This is a genomic window from Hymenobacter sedentarius (assembly GCF_001507645.1).
Classification (GTDB): domain Bacteria; phylum Bacteroidota; class Bacteroidia; order Cytophagales; family Hymenobacteraceae; genus Hymenobacter; species Hymenobacter sedentarius.
Map to the genome: position 1 here is coordinate 2,277,767 of NZ_CP013909.1, position 17,760 is coordinate 2,295,526.

Below are 17,760 nucleotides of genomic sequence, written 5' to 3' on the forward strand. Positions count from 1 at the left end.
AGGGATAAGGCCGCTTGACCGAATAAGCGGGCCCGCTGCACTATTCCAAAATCAACCGCAATAGTAGGCCCCGGCTCCCAGATGCATCGGGGGTATTTCGAGAAAATGGGGGGGCATTTTCGTCGGGCTTGGCCTGGCAGGCTCTAAACAGCGTTCACGCTTGCGGCTAGGGCACCGCGCTACGGCGCCACGGCCGTATCCTCGGCCGTGGGGGCGGCAGCTTCCCGGCCCGGCCGGTGCTGCTTGGCGTATTCGGAAGGGGAAAGGTTATAGATTTTCTGGAACGCCTTGCGAAAGTATTTGGCGTCTTCGATGCCTACTTCAAAGGCTACTTCCGACACCCGCATCTGGGTTTGGACCAGTAACTGGGCGGCGCGCTTCATGCGCACATCCCGGATGAACTCCACGGCCGTCTGGCCCGTGATGCTCTTAATGCGCCGGTAGAATACCGACTGGCTCATGGCCATTTCCTTCACCAGCACCTGCACGCTAAACTCGGAGTCGTCGAGGTGGCGCTCCACCACGCCCATGGCGCTTTCCAAGAACTGTCGGTCGGCGTCGGCCACCACAATTTCGGTGGGCTCGAGCAGGATTTGCCGCTGGTAAAATTCATGCAGCTTGCGGCGGTTGCGCAGGATGGCGTTGGCTTTGGCCTGGAGCAGGGCCGGGTTGAAGGGCTTGCTCATGTACTCATCGGCGCCCATGCCGAGGCCTTCCAGCTCGTGGGTTTCGGCGGTGCGGGCCGTGAGCAGCAGCACTGGGATGTGCGCCGTTTTGGGGTGCTGCTTGATTTTTTTGCACAGCTCCAGGCCGTCACTGCGCGGCATCATCACGTCCGAAATGATGAGGTCGGGCAGCTGGGCCAGGGCTTTGTCCCAGCCGTCCAGGCCGTCTTCGGCGGTGAGGACTTCGTACTCCGCCGCAAACAGCTGCTGGAGGTACTGGCGCACGTCGTCGTGGTCTTCCACCACCAGCAGGCGGGGCAGGCGGGCCCCAGCGGGCTCGGCATCAGCCGGGGCGAGTGGCCCGGCTTCGAGCTGCTCCGGCGCCTGCTCGTCGGAGGGCTGGGGCGGCGTTGGTTCTTCTTCCGGAATGTATTCGGACTGAATGTCTTCGGGGCGCAGATGCTGCCGACCAAAGGGCAGGCGCAGCTCAAACGTGGTGCCCAGGCCTTCGCCGCTGGTGGCGGTGAGCTGGCCGCCGTGGCGCTCAGCAAACTGCCGGGCCAGCGACAGGCCTATACCCGTGCCCGTCATGCGCAGCGTGTTGGTGTGCGAGGCCTGGTAGTAGGGGTCGAAAATGCGCTCCAGCTCGTAGTACTTGATGCCTACGCCATTGTCGGCCACCGTCACTTTTAGGTAATTGCCGGAAAGCTTGCCACTAGTGTACACGGCCTCGCCGCCGGGGTTGCCCACCGGCGTGGCGGTGAGCTCGACCAAGCCATTGGGGCGGGTGTACTTGAAGGCATTGGCCAGCAGGTTGGTCAGGATGATTTCGAGCTTGCTGCGGTCGAAATACAGCCGCACGGGCTCGGTAGGCAGGTCGAGCACGTATTTCACGCCGCGCTCCCGGGCCTTGAGGCTGAAAGCGGGGTAGATGTCGGTGACGAAGGCCACGGCATCGCCCCGGCTGGCGCGCAGGGGCACGTTGCCGGTTTCTACCTTCCGAAAATCCAACAGTTGATTTACGAGGTCGAGCAGCTTGCGCGTTTGCTTGTGCATCAGCTCCACTTTCTCGCGCAGGTTGGCTACCGGCCCCGGGCTGGCGATGATTTCCTCCATCGGCCCGAGTATCAGCGTGAGCGGGGTGCGCAGCTCGTGCGAGACGTTGGTGAAGAAGCCCAGCTTGAGGCCGGTGAGCTCCTTTTCCTTTTCGGTCTGGAACTGCTCCAGCGCCACCCGGTTTTTCAGCCGTTGCTGGGCCAATTCGATACGGCGGTACAGGGCCGCGCCGCCCAGCACCAGGGCCGCGTATAGCAGGTAGGCCCAACCGGTTTTGTACCAGGGTGCGCGCACGTCGAATTGCATGGTAGCCGCTTTCTGCGACCATATGCCCTCGCCGTTACTGGCCTTCACCTCGAAGCTGTAGCGGCCCGGCGGCAGGTTGGCGAAGCTGGCTGTACGCAGACCGGGCGCCGGGTACACCCACTTCTCGTTGTAGCCCACGAGGCGGTAGGCGTAGCGGTTTTTCTGGGGGTTGGCATAGTTCAGGCCCACGAATTCCACCGAAAAGTCGTTCTCTGAAGCCTTGATGGTCACCGTCTGCGGCTTCGACAGCGGCAGCGGCAACACCACGCGGCCGTTCAGCGGCTTGCCCACGGCCACGGGCTGGTTGGCGATGCGCAGCCCGGTAATCTGCACCACCGGCGGGTAGGGATTGGGCTGGATGGCGTGCGGCTGAAAGTAGCTGATGCCGTTGATGCCGCCGAAGTACAGGGTGCCGTCCTGCGCGCGGGCGGCAGCCCCAATCTTGAAGGCGTTGCTTTGCAGGCCGTCGGCCACATCGTAGCGCAGGTACTGGCGCGTAGCCGGCGTGAAGCGGTACAGGCCCGTGCCCCCAATCCAGAGGTGTCCCTCGTCGTCGGCCAGAATGCTTTCCACGTCGCTCTCCGGCAGGTAATTGGCCAAGCTGCGCACCACTTCGTGGCCCTGCGCATCGCGACTGAGCTGGTGCAGTCCGCCGCCGATGGTGCCAATCCACAGCGTGCCCTGGCCGTCAAGCAGCAGCGGCCACACGTAGTTCACGCGCAGGCCGTCGGGGGCGCCGGCAGTTTGGCGGAACTGCTGGAGCAGCACCAGCGAATCGGGCGTGACGCGCAGCTTGAGTAGGCCCGCGTCGGTAGTGCTGGCCCAGAGCACGTCCTGGCGGCGGTCGTAGAGCAGGTAGGTAAAGTGGTCGGTGGGCAAGGCGCTGCTGCCTTTGCGGTAGGCGCCCAAGAACTGGCCGTCGGCGCTCAGGCGTACCAGGCCCGCGCTGAACGTGGCGGCCCACAGCGTGCCGAACCGGTCTTCGGCCATGCTTTCAATGCTGGCGTTGCGCAGATCGGGGCCACCGGGCAGCTGCTCGTAGGTGCGCAGCGTTTCCTGACCGTGGCGCCGTGTGAGGCTGCTCAGGCCGGAGTTGCGGGTGCCGAACCAGAGGATGCCGTTGCGGGTCTGAAAGATGGATGACACGTCCACGCCCCGGGTGGTGCCGGCCCACTGCTGGTTGAGGTAGCTGTGGGTGGTTTTGTGAGTTAAGTCGTAGCCGTATACCCCGTTGCGGGTGCCTGACCACAAAATATTGGGGTCTTCTTCCTTGTAAACAGTGTTGACGTAGTTGTTGGCCAGCGTGGAGCTGCCTGAGAGCTGCTGGCGCAGCCGCCCAAAGGGCTTCTGGCGCAGGTCCACCTTATTGAGGCCGCCGGCCGAAGCACACAACCACACAATCTGGTTGCGGTCCTCAAAAATTTGGTGCACCCGCTCCGAGTTGATGCCAAACGGCTCGTTGTCCTGGGGCAGCAGCAGGGTGGGGGTGGGGCGCAGCGGCGGGGTGCTGCCGGTCATGGCGCCTGCTTCCCACACGTAAAGCCCGTAGATGGTGCCCACCCAGAGCCGCCCAAACGAATCCATGAGGAGGGCTTGCAGCTGCGGGTAGGTTTGGGCCTGCGGGTGGGCCAGCAGCTGGCGCGCCGTGCGGCGGTTGGCCGCGCTCACCCACAGCACGTGCTGGTCGGTGCCAATCCAGAGGTCGCCGCGGTGGTCGAGGTGTAGCACCCGCACCAGCTCGGTTACCTCGGTGGGCTCGGCCGTCAGGTCCTTGTTTTCGGGCCTCACTACGCGCAGGCCGCAGTTGAAGGTGCCCATCCAGATTTTGCCTTCCTCATCAGCTACCAGGCTGCTTACCTGGAAGGTTTCGGTGGGTTTGGTGGCTGGCGGAGGCACCTGGCGCAAGCTACTAAGGTGGCCCTGGTGGTCGAAACTGAGTACAAACACGCCTTCTGCCGAAGTTCCGACCCAAAGGCGGCCTTGCTTATCCGAAGTTAGCGCATTGATAGTGGCTTGTGCCAGGCGCTGCATGAGCGGGCGGTAGGGGGCGGGCACCAGCTGCTCGTCGTAGTTGAGCAGGCGGTCGGCGTCGGCATCGTAGAGGCCCAGGCCGGCGCGCTCAGTGCCGGCCCACAGGCGGCCGTCGGGCGCCACGTGCAGGGCTTTGATGCGGTTACCCGAGATGCCGTTGCGCGGGTTGATGGGCAGGGTGTACTGCTTGAGGCTGTAGCCGTCGAAGCGGTCGATGCCGCGGTTGGTACCCACCCAAATGAAGCCGGCGCGGTCCTGGGCCACGGCCATGCCGTCGCTGTGCGCGAGGCCTTGGTCTACGGTCAGGTGCTCGAAGCGGAAAGCGCTGGGAGCAGCATTTTGGGCGCGCACATGGAGCCCAAGCAAGAGTATAAAAGTGGCAAAAAGAAAAGCCCACTTCGGGGCGAATGGAGACTGCACGTAGGATGAGATGGGCGGGAATGCAACGGTTCGGGAAGGACAGATGCAACCGCGGACCGCTCAGCTTGGTGATGAAAAGCCCGCGAGCGACGGGGTAGAAACCATCTATATGGCCTGGGTCTAGCGGCCGGCAGGGGCCGGGTTGCGGCGCAAGGTAGGGGTTTTAGAAGTAGGGACAATGGTCCCGTTGGCTATCAAATTACCCGTCTATGGGCTGCGGGAAAGGGGAGCTGCGATTTCTGATACACGGCCAAAATTACCCGCTCTTTTAACGAAAATGCCCCCTTAAGCCGCCGGTCACGCCGGTAGTTTTGTCGGGGCAATAAGTTATAAAGTGCTCGGAAGCAGGTTTTGCGAAAGGCTGCTGAGCATGCACCGGAACCGGGGCTGCCAGGAGCGTGCCGGCGCATAGAAACTCATTCCCGACTGTCGAAAACGATATAATAGCATGAACACCTTTCTCCGTCATTTGCGCCGCTTGCTGCCCTTGCTGGCAGCGGCTAGCGTGGGTTTTGCCAGTGCCCCCCCACCACCCCGGCCCACCACACCTTCGGGCTGGGCACCGAGCATTTCCTGCTGGACGGCAAGCCGTTTCAGATGATTTCGGGCGAGCTGCACTACCCGCGCATTCCGCGCGAGGCCTGGCGCGCGCGCCTGAAAATGGCCAAGGCCATGGGCCTTAACACCATCGGCACCTACGTGTTCTGGAACGCGCACGAGCCCCAGCCGGGCCGGTACGACTTCACTGGAAATAACGACGTGGCCGCCTTCGTGAAAATGGCCCAGCAGGAGGACTTGTGGGTGATTTTGCGCCCCAGCCCCTACGTGTGCGCCGAGTGGGAATTCGGGGGCTACCCGTACTGGCTCCAGAACGTGCCCGGCCTGAAAGTGCGCAGCCAGGAGCCGCAGTACGTGGCCGCTTACACGCGTTACCTCCAAGCCGTGGGCAAGCAATTGGCCCCGCTGCAGGTGAACCACGGCGGCCCCATCCTGATGGTGCAGGTGGAAAACGAGTACGGCTCCTACGGCAGCGACAAGCAGTACCTGGCCCTCAACAAGAAGTTGTTTGAACAAGCTGGCTTCGACGGCCTGCTCTACACCTGCGACCCCGTGCGCGACGTGGCCGCCGGCCACCTCGACGGGCTGCTGCCCGCCGTGAACGGCACCGACAAGCCGAGCCAAATCCGGCAGCTGGTGCGCGCCAACCACCACGGCCAAGGGCCCTACTACGTGGCCGAGTGGTACCCGGCGTGGTTCGACTGGTGGGGCGCACCGCATCACACCGTGCCCGCCAGCAAGTACACGCCCGGCCTCGATTCGGTGCTAAAGGCGGGCATGTCCATCAACATGTACATGTTCCACGGCGGCAGCACCCGCGGCTTCCTGAACGGCGCCAACTACAAGGGGGACTCCTCGCATTACGAACCCCAAATCAGCAGCTACGACTACGACGCCCCGCTGGACGAAGCCGGCAATGCCACGCCCAAGTTCATGGCCTTCCGCCAGGTCATTGCCAAGTACCGGCCCGCCGGGCAGCCGCTGCCGCCCGTGCCTGCCGCCCGTCCCAGCGCCGCCCTGCCTGTGCTCCAACTTACCCGCGCCACCAGCTTGGTTGACCAATTGCCTAAGCCCGTGGCTAATGCCACGCCCCTGACTTTTGAAGCCCTTAAGCAAGCCTATGGCTTCGTGCTGTACCGCAGCACCGTGACTGGCGGCAGCACGCAGACCCTCAAAGTTGCTGACCTGCGCGACTATGCGATCGTGCTGGTGAACGGCCAGCGCGTGGGCACGCTGGACCGCCGCCTAAAGCAGGACAGCCTGCGCGTGGCTTTGCCCGCCGGCAAAGTGCAGCTTGACATTCTGGTGGAGAACCTGGGTCGCGTCAACTTCGGTGTATACCTGCTGCAGAACACCAAGGGCATCACCAAAAGCGTGCACCTGGGCGGCCGTGAGGTGAAGGAGTGGCGCATGTACGGCCTGCCCTTCGACCTAGCCCCAGCCGTGGCCAAGGCCGCCGCGCAAGCCCGGGCTGCTACCAGCGGGCCTGTGCTGCGCTCGAACACCTTTACTGTAGCTCAACCCGTGGATACTTACCTTGACCTGCGCCAGTGGGGCAAAGGCTGCGTGTGGCTGAACGGCCACAACCTGGGCCGCTACTGGGCCATCGGCCCGCAGCAGACCATCTACGTGCCGGCCGAGTGGCTGAAAAAAGGTGCTAATACCATCACCGTGCTGGAGTTGCTCAAGCCCCGTCAAGCTGCGCTTCCGTTCCTCAACCACGCCATCCTCAGCGAGCTGCAGCCGGCTGCGGCCAGCATTCAGCCATGAAAAAGACCCTCATTGTAGCCGCCCTGCTGGCGGTGGCCGGCCTAGCGCAGGCCCAGCAGCGCACCGCGTTCGAGCCCGGCCAGGTCTGGCCCGACAACCATGGCACCCACCTCAACGCCCACGGTGCGGGCGTGCTCTACGACCGGGGCCACTACTACCTGTTTGGCGAGCACAAGATTGCGGGCGGCCGGGGCAACAGCGCCCAGGTGGGCGTGCACTGCTACTCCTCGAAGGACCTGTACAACTGGACCGATGAAGGCATTGCCCTGGCGGTGGCGCCGGCGGAATCCGGTTCCGAAATTGAGCAGGGCAGCATCATCGAGCGGCCCAAGGTCGTGTTTAATAAAAAGACCGGTAAGTACGTGATGTGGTTCCATCTGGAACTCAAGGGCAAGGGCTACTCTGCCGCCCGCACCGCCGTGGCCGTGAGCAACAAAGCCACCGGCCCGTATGTCTACGTGAAGTCGTACCGCCCCGGAGCGGGGCGTTGGCCGTTGGGCTGCGCCCCAGAGTGGAAGCAGCCCGTGCCGGGCGAGAAAGACCTGAAATGGTGGACACCCGAGTGGCGCAAGGCCGTGGCAGAGGGCCTATTCATCCGCCGCGATTTTGAGCCCGGCCAGATGGCCCGCGACATGACTGTGTTCGTGGATGACGACGACAAGGCCTACAACATCCATTCCTCCGAGGACAACCTGACGCTGCACGTGGCCGAGCTGACGCCCGACTACCAGGGCTTCACGGGCCGCTGGAACACCATTGCGCCGGCCGGGCACAACGAGGCCCCGGCCATCTGCAAGCGCAACGGCAAGTACTACCTCATCACCTCGGGCTGCACCGGCTGGGACCCCAACGCGGCCCGCTCGTTCGTGGCCTCGACTATCTGGGGCCCGTGGCAGCAACTGGATAATCCCGCCACCGGGCCGCAGGCCAACGTCACCTACAACTCGCAGAGCACCTACCTGCTGCCCGTGGCCGGGAAGAAGGACGCCTTCATTTTCATGGCCGACCGCTGGACGCCCAAAAACCCCATCGACGGGGGCTACGTCTGGCTGCCGCTCCGTTTTGAGGGCGACCAGCCCCGCCTGCAATGGGCCGACCGCTGGAACCTGAGCGTGTTCGACGCCACCAATGCGCAAGGCGCTGCCAACCCTTAGCATGGATGCCCGTGTGGCAGCGGCCTGTTAAGTGAATTACCACGATTAATGGTTTAATTATCAAAATACTAATCAGATGGGTAAGTTTTCACAATCGATTGCCTGAGGACAAGGCCTAATTACCCCCCCTTTTTTGCTCAAAAGCACCCCGGGAGCCGCTTAAGCAGGCCGGTACTTTTACCTCAGCCAACGCCACCCGGCATTCCCAGTAATTCCCACTTCAAGCAGTCAAAGTCAGCTGCCTTTTTTCTAAATCATATGCAGGCAAAACATTTACTCCTTTGCGGGGTGCTGCCATTAGCAGTAGCCCAAGCCCCTGCTAGCTGGGCCGCCAACCCGACGGCTCCCTATGGGCTGGCCGCCCCGGCCGCCGATGGCACCATCACGGGCACCGTGCTCGATGAAAAAGGCGCGGGCCTGCCCGGTGTGACGGTGGTGCTGAAAGGCACGACCACCGGCACCAGCACCGACGCCAACGGTGGCTTCACGCTTCAGATTACGGCTGGCGCCTCCGCGCCCACGTTGGTCATTTCCTACGTGGGCTACGTGAAACAGGAAATTGCAGTGGGCAGCCAGTCGACGTTTACCGTGAGGCTGGCCCCCGACACGCAGGCCCTCAACGAGGTAGTGGTGGTGGGCTACGGTACCCAGAAACGCTCAGACGTGACTGGCTCGGTGGTATCGGTGCGGCAGGACCGGCTGGAGAAAATTCCGGTGTCGAACGTGGCGCAGGCGCTGGCCGGCGCGGTGGCGGGTGTCGACGTGTTAACGGGCTCGGCGGTGCCAGGGGCGCAGCCCCGAATCCAGATCCGGGGGGCCCGCTCCATTTCGGCCAGCACCGACCCCTACCTTGTGGTGGACGGGCTGCCGTTTCCGGGTACGCTCAATGACATCAACACCAACGACATCGCCTCAATCGAGGTGCTGAAGGACGCCTCCTCGACGGCCATCTATGGCACGCGCGGCTCCAACGGGGTTATCCTCATCACCACCAAGCGGGGCAAAACCGGCACGCCCGAGGTTCGCTACAACGGCTACGGCGGCCCCGAGTACCTGGTGAACAAGCTGCACCCGCTCGATGGGCCGGCCTACGCGCAGAAGTACCTCGACTTCGCGGCCCAGCGTGGCTTCACGCCCACCCAGCCGCTGCCCAACTCCAGCGAGGTGGTGAACCTACAAGCCGGCAAAACGGTGGACTGGATGAAGGAAATCGGGCAGCAGGGGTCGATTCAGGACCACAACGTGTCCATGTCGGGTGGTAACGACAACGTGAAGTACTTCGTGTCGGGGGAGTTTTTCAACCAGCGCGGAGTGCTCAAGGGCTTCCAGTTCCGGCGCTACAGCCTGCGCAGCAACATCGACGCCAATATCAAGCCCTGGCTGCGCATCGGTACTTCGTCGTTTTTCTCGACCAGCAACGACGGCGGCGGCCGGGCCGACCTCACGCTGGCCCAGATAGCTAGCCCTTACGGCAACTTGACTAATCCCGACGGCACGTACGCCATCTACCCCCAGCTGCCCGAGCTGCTGCTGAAAAACCCCATGCTGGGCCTTACCACCAAGCGCGAAAACCGCGTGAACCAGCTCGTGGGTACGGGCTACGCCGAAGTGGACTTGCCGGTTGAAGGGCTGCGCTACCGCCTCAACGGCACGTACGCGTACCGGCCCTATCGCTCGGCCTACTACGAGGGCCGGGCCTTCGGCAACCTCAACGGCTACGCGCAGCTCACGAATGACGAGCGCATGAACTACACCCTGGAGAACATTCTGAGCTACAACCGAAACTTCGGCAAGCACCACGTGGATGTGACGGCCCTCTACAGTGCCCAGCAGAATACGTACTACACGACCACCGAAAACGCCAGCGGCTTCATCAACGACAACATTGGCTACAACGGCCTCGGGGGCGGCTCGCTGACGCCGACCATCGGCTCGTACAGCGAGCGCCGGGGGCTGCTCTCGCAGATGCTGCGCTTCAACTACAACTACGACAGCCGCTACCTGTTCACGGCTACGGCCCGCCGCGACGGCTCCTCCGTGTTCGGGGCCAACGCCGACAAGTACGGTGTCTTTCCCTCGGTGGCACTGGGCTGGAACGTAGCCAACGAGGCGTTTTTGAAAGACAACAGCATCCTGAACGTGCTGAAGCTGCGCTTCTCGTACGGCACCACCGGCAACGAGGCCATCAACCCTTACCAGACCATTACGGGCCTGGCCCAGCTGCAGTACGCCTACGCCGGCGTGACGGCGGTGGGCCTGCGGGCCAACTCTATCGGCAACAGCAGCCTCACCTGGGAGCACACCACCAGCGCCAACTACGCAGTCGACTTCGGCGTGCTTAAGAACCGCATCACGGGCACGGTGGAGTACTACGATGCCAAAACCAGCAACCTGCTGCTGGCGCGCCAGATTCCGATTATCACCGGCTATAACTCAATTCTGGATAACGTCGGTTCGGTGCGCAACCAAGGCATCGAAGCCACGCTGACGACGGCAAACGTGCAGACCCCGAACTTCACCTGGGAAACCAGCCTCAACTTCTCGGCCGTGCGCAACCGCGTGACGCAGATTTTTGGCACCGGCGCCGACGATATCGGCAGCAACCTGTTCATCGGCAAGCCGCTTTACGGCATCTACACCTACGTGAAAACCGGCGTGTGGCAGCAGGGCGAAGACGTGTCGAAAACCGACCCCGGCGCCAAGCCCGGCGACCTGAAATTTGCCGACATCAACGGCGACGGCAAAATCGACAGCAACGACCGGCAATACCAGGGCACGGCCCTGCCCGACTGGCAGGGTGGCATCACCAACACCCTTACTTACAAGGGGCTGAGTTTGCGGGTGTTTCTGCAGACGGTGCAGGGGGTGCTGCGCAACAACGGCAACCTGAACTTCGTGGACCTGGGCGGGCGCGTGAACCTGCCGCAGGAAATTGGCTACTGGACGCCCCAGAACTTGAGCCAGGACCGCCCCGGCCTCAACTTCACCAACCCGCGCGGCTACGGCTACCCCAGCGACGCCAGCTTCACGCGCCTCAAGGACGTGACGCTGAGCTACAGCGTCCCGGCCACGCTGACCGAGAAATGGCACCTGGGCAACCTGTCGGTGTACGTGAGCGGGCGCAACCTCTACACCTGGACCAAGTGGGTGGGCTGGGACCCCGAGCAGGGCTACACCGTGGGCAACGGCACCGGCAACGGCGGCACCAACTTCCCCAACGTGCGCAGCATCGTGGGCGGCCTCAGCGTGAGCCTGCGCTAATTTCTTCTTCCCACTCGCTTTACATCACTGATTATGAAACGCCTCGCTTTAATTTTTGTGGGTCTGCTGGGCACGGCTCAGCTGCTGAGCTCCTGCAAAAAGGATTTTCTGGACGAAAACCCGCCCTCGCTCTACACCCCCCAGACCGTGCTGGTCGATTCGCTGGGCTTTGAGGCCGCAATGGCCGGCCTGCAGTCGGTGGCGCGCGACCTCTATACCACCGACAGCCCGGGCCAGGGCATGCTGGGCATCATGCAGGAAGGCACCGACGTAGCCATTCCCGGCCAAGTGCAGGGCATTGAGGTGCCCTACTACAACTACACCCTGCTCAACTCGCAGGATGGGGGCGCCGCCTACTTCTGGAGCCAGGCCTACCGCATCATTAACAACGCCAACCAGATAATTGCCGGGGCCGCCGCTGCGCCCGGCACCCTGCGCCAGGGCTACAAAAACCGCATCTCGGCCGAAGCCCGCTTCTACCGGGCCTACGCCTACGACCTGCTGGCCACGCTCTACGGCGACGTGCCGCTGGTGGACCAGCCCGTGACCACGCCGCGCACCGACTTCACGCGCACGCCGGTGGCGGCCGTAAACGACTTCATCGTAACGGACCTCACGACGGCTATCCCCAACCTGTTCAATGCCAGCAAGGCAGCCTCGGGGCGCATTGCACAGGGCGCGGCCCAGCAGCTGCTAGGACAAGTGTACCTGCGCATGAACAAGCCCGATCAAGCCCAGACGGTGCTGCAAACGCTCATTAGCAGCAACCAGTACAAGCTGATTTCGGCCCGCTACGGGGTGCGCACCACCTCACCCGGCGACTACTTCTCGGATATGTTTGTGGTGGGCAACCAGCGCCGCAACCAGGGCAATACTGAGCTAATCTGGGGCCTAGAGCAGCAACTCAACGTGCCCGGTGCCCAGACCAACGCCCAGCAGCGCCGCATGTGGGTACCGGGCTACTACAACGTGAAAGGCATGATAATCGCCGACTCGCTGGGCGGGCGCGGCATTGGCCGGATGCGCCTCAGCAACTGGGTAGACTACCGCCTGTACCCGGCCAACGAGAACGCCGACATGCGCAACTCCAAGTACAACCTCAAGCGTCGCTTCTACTACAACGACCCCGCCCAAACCGCCCTTTTCGGCAAGCGCGTCACCGGCCTCAAGGGCACCGACACTATCTACTTCATCACCCCCTACACCACCAAGTGGAACCAGTATAACCCGGCCGATGCCTTCGGCTTTGGCACCATCAAGGACGTGCCCATGATGCGCCTGGGGGAAACCTACCTGCTGCTGGCCGAGGCCCAGGTGAAGCAAAACAACACGACCGGGGCCGCGGCCAGCATTAACGTGCTGCGCACCCGCGCCCAGGCCGCCCAGGTAACGGCCAGCCAGATGACATTGGACTTTATTCTGGACGAGCGCGCCCGCGAATTGATAGGGGAGGAGCAGCGCCGCCTCACGCTCATGCGCACCGGCACGCTCGTAGACCGCGCCACCCGCCTCAACGGCGCCTCCATCACGGGCCTGACCAGCAAGCACCTGCTGCTGCCCGTGCCGCAGTCGGAAATCGACCGCAACGTGAATGCCACGCTTGCGCAAAACCCCGGCTACTAATAGTTTAATCGGTGGTTGGCCGCCTGTGTCGGAGTCTGTTAGTAGAAAACAGGCTCCGGCCCTGGGCGCGAAGCAACCCATGGTGACGGTGAAAGCCAGGTCTCTTACCCTCCGCTGGCAGGGGTTGCCCGGCCAGGCGACCGACTGCGCTTACGCTTACCTATTCTCGAGTTGATAGACCGCTTTCCTTTCCCTACCCAAAGGCCTGCTGCTGCTCCGGTGACCCCGCGCTCCACTACTCGCTCCTGGCTGCTGAGCCTCGCGCTGCTAGCGGGAGGACCAGCACTGGCCCAACCACAACCAAGTGCCACCGCTCCCTTCTTCGACACCCACGTAACACCGGCGGTTACCAAGCTGCCGCTGTTCGAGGTCAAAAGCCCCGATAAGCAGCTGAGCCCTTATACCGGCCTTGCGCGCCGACACTGGCAGGATGCGGCCCGCTACCTGCTCGCGGGCGCGTTCAGCTACGTGCACACGCTGGACGACCCGATGCAATTTCCGAAGCAGCCCGGCAAGAGCTACCCGCGCAACGCCGGCCAGGTGCCCACCGAAAAGCTCGAAGGCCTGTGCCGCACGCTGTTTATGGCCGCGCCGCTGCTCAAAGAAGACCCCGGCCTGACTTTGAACGGCGTGAAGGTGGGAGACTACTACCGCCACCAGCTGGCCCAGCTGGTGAACCCGGCCAGCCTAGCGTATATCCAACCCAGAGCCAAGGACGGTGGCCCGAGCCAGAATCTGGTGGAGTTTGGGGGGCTGTCGGTGGCGCTGTTTGCGGCGCCCGAAATCCTGTGGGACCCGCTACCCAAGGCCACCAAAGACGCGCTGGCCGCCACCATGCTCAGCTACGGCGACGGGCCCACCGTGCCCCAGAACTGGCGCTACTTCAACCTATTCATCCTGAGCTTCTACCAAAGCCGGGGCTACGCCGTCAACGAAAAGCTGATGGCCGAATACCTGCAAAAGCAACTGACCCACTACCGCGGCGAAGGCTGGTACCACGATGCGCCTACCTTCGACTACTACAGCATGTGGGCCTTCCAGATGTACGGCCGGCTGTGGTCCGAATACTACGGGCGGGCGCATTACCCGGAGGTAGCAGCCCAACTGACGGCCAATTTTGCCCCGCTCAAGGATACGTACCCCTACATGTTCGGCCGCGATGGCAGCATGATAATGTGGGGCCGTAGCATCACCTACCGCTTTGCGGCGGTGGTGCCCTTCCCGCTGATGGGCCTGCAGCCCCAGGCTGGCACCAACTTCGGCTGGATGCGGCGCATCGCCTCGGGCACGCTGATGCAATTCCTGGAAAACCCGGATTTCCTGCAGGACAACATCCCCACCCTGGGGTTCTATGGCCCTTTCGACCCGGCCGTGCAGGCGTATAGCTGTCGGGGCAGCGTGTTCTGGATGAGCAAGGCCTTCCTGGGCCTGCTGGTGCCGGCCGACAGCCCCTTCTGGACAGCCACCGAAAACGATGGGCCCTGGAGCAAGGACATTGCCACAGGCACGGTGTTCAACAAGTTTGAGCCGGGCCCCAATATCCTCGTCACCGATTACCCCAACTGCGGCGCGGCCGAAATTCGGGTTACATCGGTTCAGGACAAAAGCGACCCTTACCGCGGCAACGAAAGCTATAACCGCCTGAGCTACAACAGCGCCTTTCCCTGGCAGGCCGACGGGCCCAACGGTGAAGTAGCCATGGACTACGTGTTCAAAAACAAGGACAATAAGTGGGAGCCGTTGCGCCTCTACGCCTTCCGCAAGTTCGAGGCTGGGGTGTATTACCGCGACGCAGAGCTGGAATCCAACAAAGACATCAAGCTGCACCTGGCCGATGTGACCCTGCCCAACGGCATCCTGCGCGTCGACCAAAGCTACAGCTCGGAAGCCGCCGCCCTGCGCCTGGGCCACTACGCTCTGCCTAACCTCACAGGTACCATCCGGCGCACCACCCGCAAGGTAAAGGGCCACGAGGTGCAGCTCATCGACAACGGCACCTACCAACTGGCGATGGTGCCCCTCAGCGGTTGGGACAAGCTGGAAACCCTGACCACCACCGGCCTGCACCCGGTGAAGCCGGAAAGCGCCATCATCAATGCGGTAGGGCGGGTGTCGGCGAACCAGCCCACGCTGTTTGCCGCGCTGCTGCTCTGGAAGAAAGCCGGCCAACCCTGGACAGATGACGAGCTGATGCCCGTGAAAAAAATCAAGCCTTCCAAGGATGGCAGCGTGGCCGTGGCGTTCAGCGACGGCAGCAGCAAGACCATAAAATTCAACTAAACCGCAGTAACCAACTTTAACGAACGTACGGCGCTGACCAGAGCGAAATAGGATGCCAGCTGTGTGGTGAGACTTCAGTTGAGCTGAAAGTGAAAACTCGGCCCCTTTGCTAAAGGAGCTGTTGGCCGGTGAGAGGTGGGACCTTTTGCCGGCTGCTGGTCGGGCCGTGCGTTCGTAAATTTTTATTGCTCAGGTATGCCTTTACCTGAGTTTTTTGCTTGGACTACCTGGAGCCCTTGGCCCGGGTGACCAGGTCGCTTAAGCCAATTTATCAACCAAATGAGACATAGTTTCCTGTTGCTCGTGCTCGCCTTGCTGGGGCTGGTTCAGCCGGCTGCAGCCCGTAAACCTGGTCCACCCGCCAAAGAGAAAAACAGCGCCTACTTGTTTGTGTACTTCACGGGCAACACCAAGCCGGAGGAGGCCATTCGCTTCGCTCTCAGTCCCGACGGCTACCGCTACGTGGCCCTCAACGGCAACCGGCCGGTGGTGAGCTCGGCCGCCATCAGCGAAACCGGTGGGGTGCGCGACCCGCACATTTTGCGCGGGGCCGATGGCAAGACATTTTACATGGTGGCTACCGACATGGTCTCGGCCAACGGTTGGAGCTCGAACCGGGCCATGGTGCTGCTGCGCTCCACGGACTTGATTAACTGGAAGTCCAGCGTGGTCAACATCCAGAAGAAATACCCCGGCCAGGAAACGCTGCAGCGGGTGTGGGCCCCGCAAACCATCTACGACGCCAAAGCCGGCAAGTACTTGGTTTACTTCTCGCTGAAGTACGGCAACGACCCCGATAAAATTTACTACGCCTATGCCAACAAGGACTTTACGGACCTGGAAGGCGAGCTCAAGCAACTGTTTGTCAGCCCCACCAACGGCTCGTTCATCGACGGCGACATCGTAGCGAAAGACGGTAAGTTTTACTTGTTCTTCAAGACCGAAGGCCAGGGCAACGGAATCAAAATCGCCGTGTCGGATAAGCTCACCAGCGGCTATGTACTCCAAGACCAGTACGTGCAGCAAACCACCGACCCGGTGGAAGGCGCCGGCACCTTCAAACTCAACAACTCGGACGACTACATCCTAATGTACGACGTGTACACCAAGGGCAAGTACCAGTTTACCCGCACCCGCGACCTGCAGCACTTTGCGGTAGTCGACAACGCGGTGAGCATGAACTTTCACCCCCGGCACGGCACCGTGCTGCCCATCACGGCCACCGAGGCGGCCCGGCTGGCGGTCCGCTGGCTGGCCCCGTCCGACGTGCTGCAATCGGCCCTAAACCCCGCCATTCGTCGCAATAACACCGTAGTCGACACGGCGGGCGGCAAGGTGGCGTTTCTGGTGCAGCCAGGCACTAACCTCCAGGCATTCGATCCGGCCTTTGCCACTTTTGCGGGCGTGAGCCTCACGCCGGCGGGCCGGCGCGATTTCACGAAGGGGCCGGTGCGCTACGCGGTGCGCGTGGGTGGCCGCGAGCAAACCTTCGCCGTGAGCGCCACCGAAACGCACAACCCGGCCCTGAGCGGCTACTACGCCGACCCTGACATTCTGTACTCGCAAAAAAACGGCAAGTTTTACCTCTACCCCACCAGCGACGGCTTCACGGGCTGGTCGGGCACCTACTTTAAGGCGTTTTCGTCGCCGGACTTGGTGAGCTGGAAAGACGAGGGCACCATCCTGGATTTGGAGAAGGACGTGAGTTGGGCTAAAAAAAGCGCTTGGGCCCCCTGCATCATCGAGCAGAAAACGGCCACCGGCTACAAGTACGCCTACTATTTCTGCGCGGGCGCCAAGATTGGGGTGGCCCTGGCCGACAGCCCCACCGGCCCGTTCGTAGACTCGCGCAAGCCCCTGCTGGATAAGCTGCCCGAGGGCGTGAAGGGCGGCCAGCAGATTGACCCGGACGTGTTTCGCGACCCCAAGTCCGGCAAGCTCTACCTGTACTGGGGCAATGGCTACATGGCCGCCGCCGAGCTAAACGACGACCTGATTTCGTTGAAGCCCGAAACGCAGCGGGTGCTCACGCCGGATGCCACTTTCCGCGAGGGCACCCACGTGCTGTACCGCAACGGCACCTACTACTTCATGTGGAGCGAAAACGACACCCGTGACCCCGACTACCGGGTGCGCTACGGCACCGCCACGTCGCCGCTGGGGCCGCTAACGGTGCCGGCCAATAACCTAGTCGTTAGCAAGGACGCGGCTGCGGGCATCTACGGCACGGGCCACAACTCTACCATTCAGGTGCCGGGCCGCGACGAGTGGTACCTGGTGTACCACCGGTTCACTTATCCGCAGGGCATCGGGATGGGCCAGGCCGCCGGCTACCACCGCGAGGTGTGCATTGACAAGCTGGAGTTCAACCCCGACGGGAGCATCAAGCCAGTGGTTCCCACGCACGCTGGAATTCGGCCAGTGCGAGGGAAATAATCTTCCCGTGCGGGGCCGTAGGGGCTGACTCAGCAGCGCGTAAACCGGGATGCCCCGCAGTTGTAGATGGTTGGGCTAACGGCTCAAGCGCCACGGTGGCGGCACTGCCGAAAAAGTACCCCCATTCAATGAAAATGCCCCCGCCTCGCCCGGGGCGTGGGGCTAGTATTGCAGCAGATTTTCAGGCCGTGCATCTATCT

The 17,760-nt window shown here is 62.6% G+C and carries 7 protein-coding genes; 6 read left to right on the forward strand and 1 reads right to left on the reverse strand.

Going from position 1 to position 17,760, the window contains the following annotated elements:
* Positions 1-179 precede the first annotated feature (179 nt).
* A complete protein-coding gene (locus tag AUC43_RS09470; protein ID WP_157781015.1) occupies positions 180-4,424 on the reverse strand; it encodes a hybrid sensor histidine kinase/response regulator transcription factor in 4,245 nt (1,414 codons plus the stop codon).
* A gap of 630 nt (positions 4,425-5,054) precedes the next feature.
* Between AUC43_RS09470 and AUC43_RS09475 the strand changes: the two genes are divergently transcribed.
* The 6 genes from AUC43_RS09475 to AUC43_RS09500 all read left to right on the forward strand — a co-directional run bounded on the left by AUC43_RS09475 (position 5,055) and on the right by AUC43_RS09500 (position 17,560).
* Positions 5,055-6,806: a glycoside hydrolase family 35 protein gene (locus tag AUC43_RS09475; protein ID WP_257721726.1), complete on the forward strand. Its 1,752-nt coding sequence runs from the start codon at positions 5,055-5,057 to the stop codon at positions 6,804-6,806.
* Positions 6,803-7,960, forward strand: a complete 1,158-nt coding sequence (locus AUC43_RS09480; protein WP_068192314.1) for a glycoside hydrolase family 43 protein — start codon at positions 6,803-6,805, stop codon at positions 7,958-7,960. The genes AUC43_RS09475 and AUC43_RS09480 overlap by 4 nt, the downstream gene beginning before the upstream one ends.
* A 288-nt stretch (positions 7,961-8,248) precedes the next feature.
* Positions 8,249-11,221, forward strand: coding sequence for a SusC/RagA family TonB-linked outer membrane protein (locus AUC43_RS09485; protein WP_233254143.1), 2,973 nt, complete (start codon positions 8,249-8,251; stop codon positions 11,219-11,221).
* A 33-nt stretch (positions 11,222-11,254) separates the two neighbouring features.
* Positions 11,255-12,844, forward strand: a complete 1,590-nt coding sequence (locus AUC43_RS09490) for a RagB/SusD family nutrient uptake outer membrane protein (protein WP_068192320.1) — start codon at positions 11,255-11,257, stop codon at positions 12,842-12,844.
* Between the two features lie 219 nt (positions 12,845-13,063).
* Entirely contained in the window at positions 13,064-15,124 is a 2,061-nt protein-coding gene (locus AUC43_RS09495; RefSeq protein ID WP_068192324.1) for a DUF2264 domain-containing protein, read from the forward strand.
* Positions 15,125-15,403: 279 nt separating this feature from the next.
* A complete protein-coding gene (locus AUC43_RS09500; RefSeq protein WP_068192327.1) occupies positions 15,404-17,560 on the forward strand; it encodes a glycoside hydrolase family 43 protein in 2,157 nt (718 codons plus the stop codon).
* Positions 17,561-17,760 lie beyond the last annotated feature (200 nt).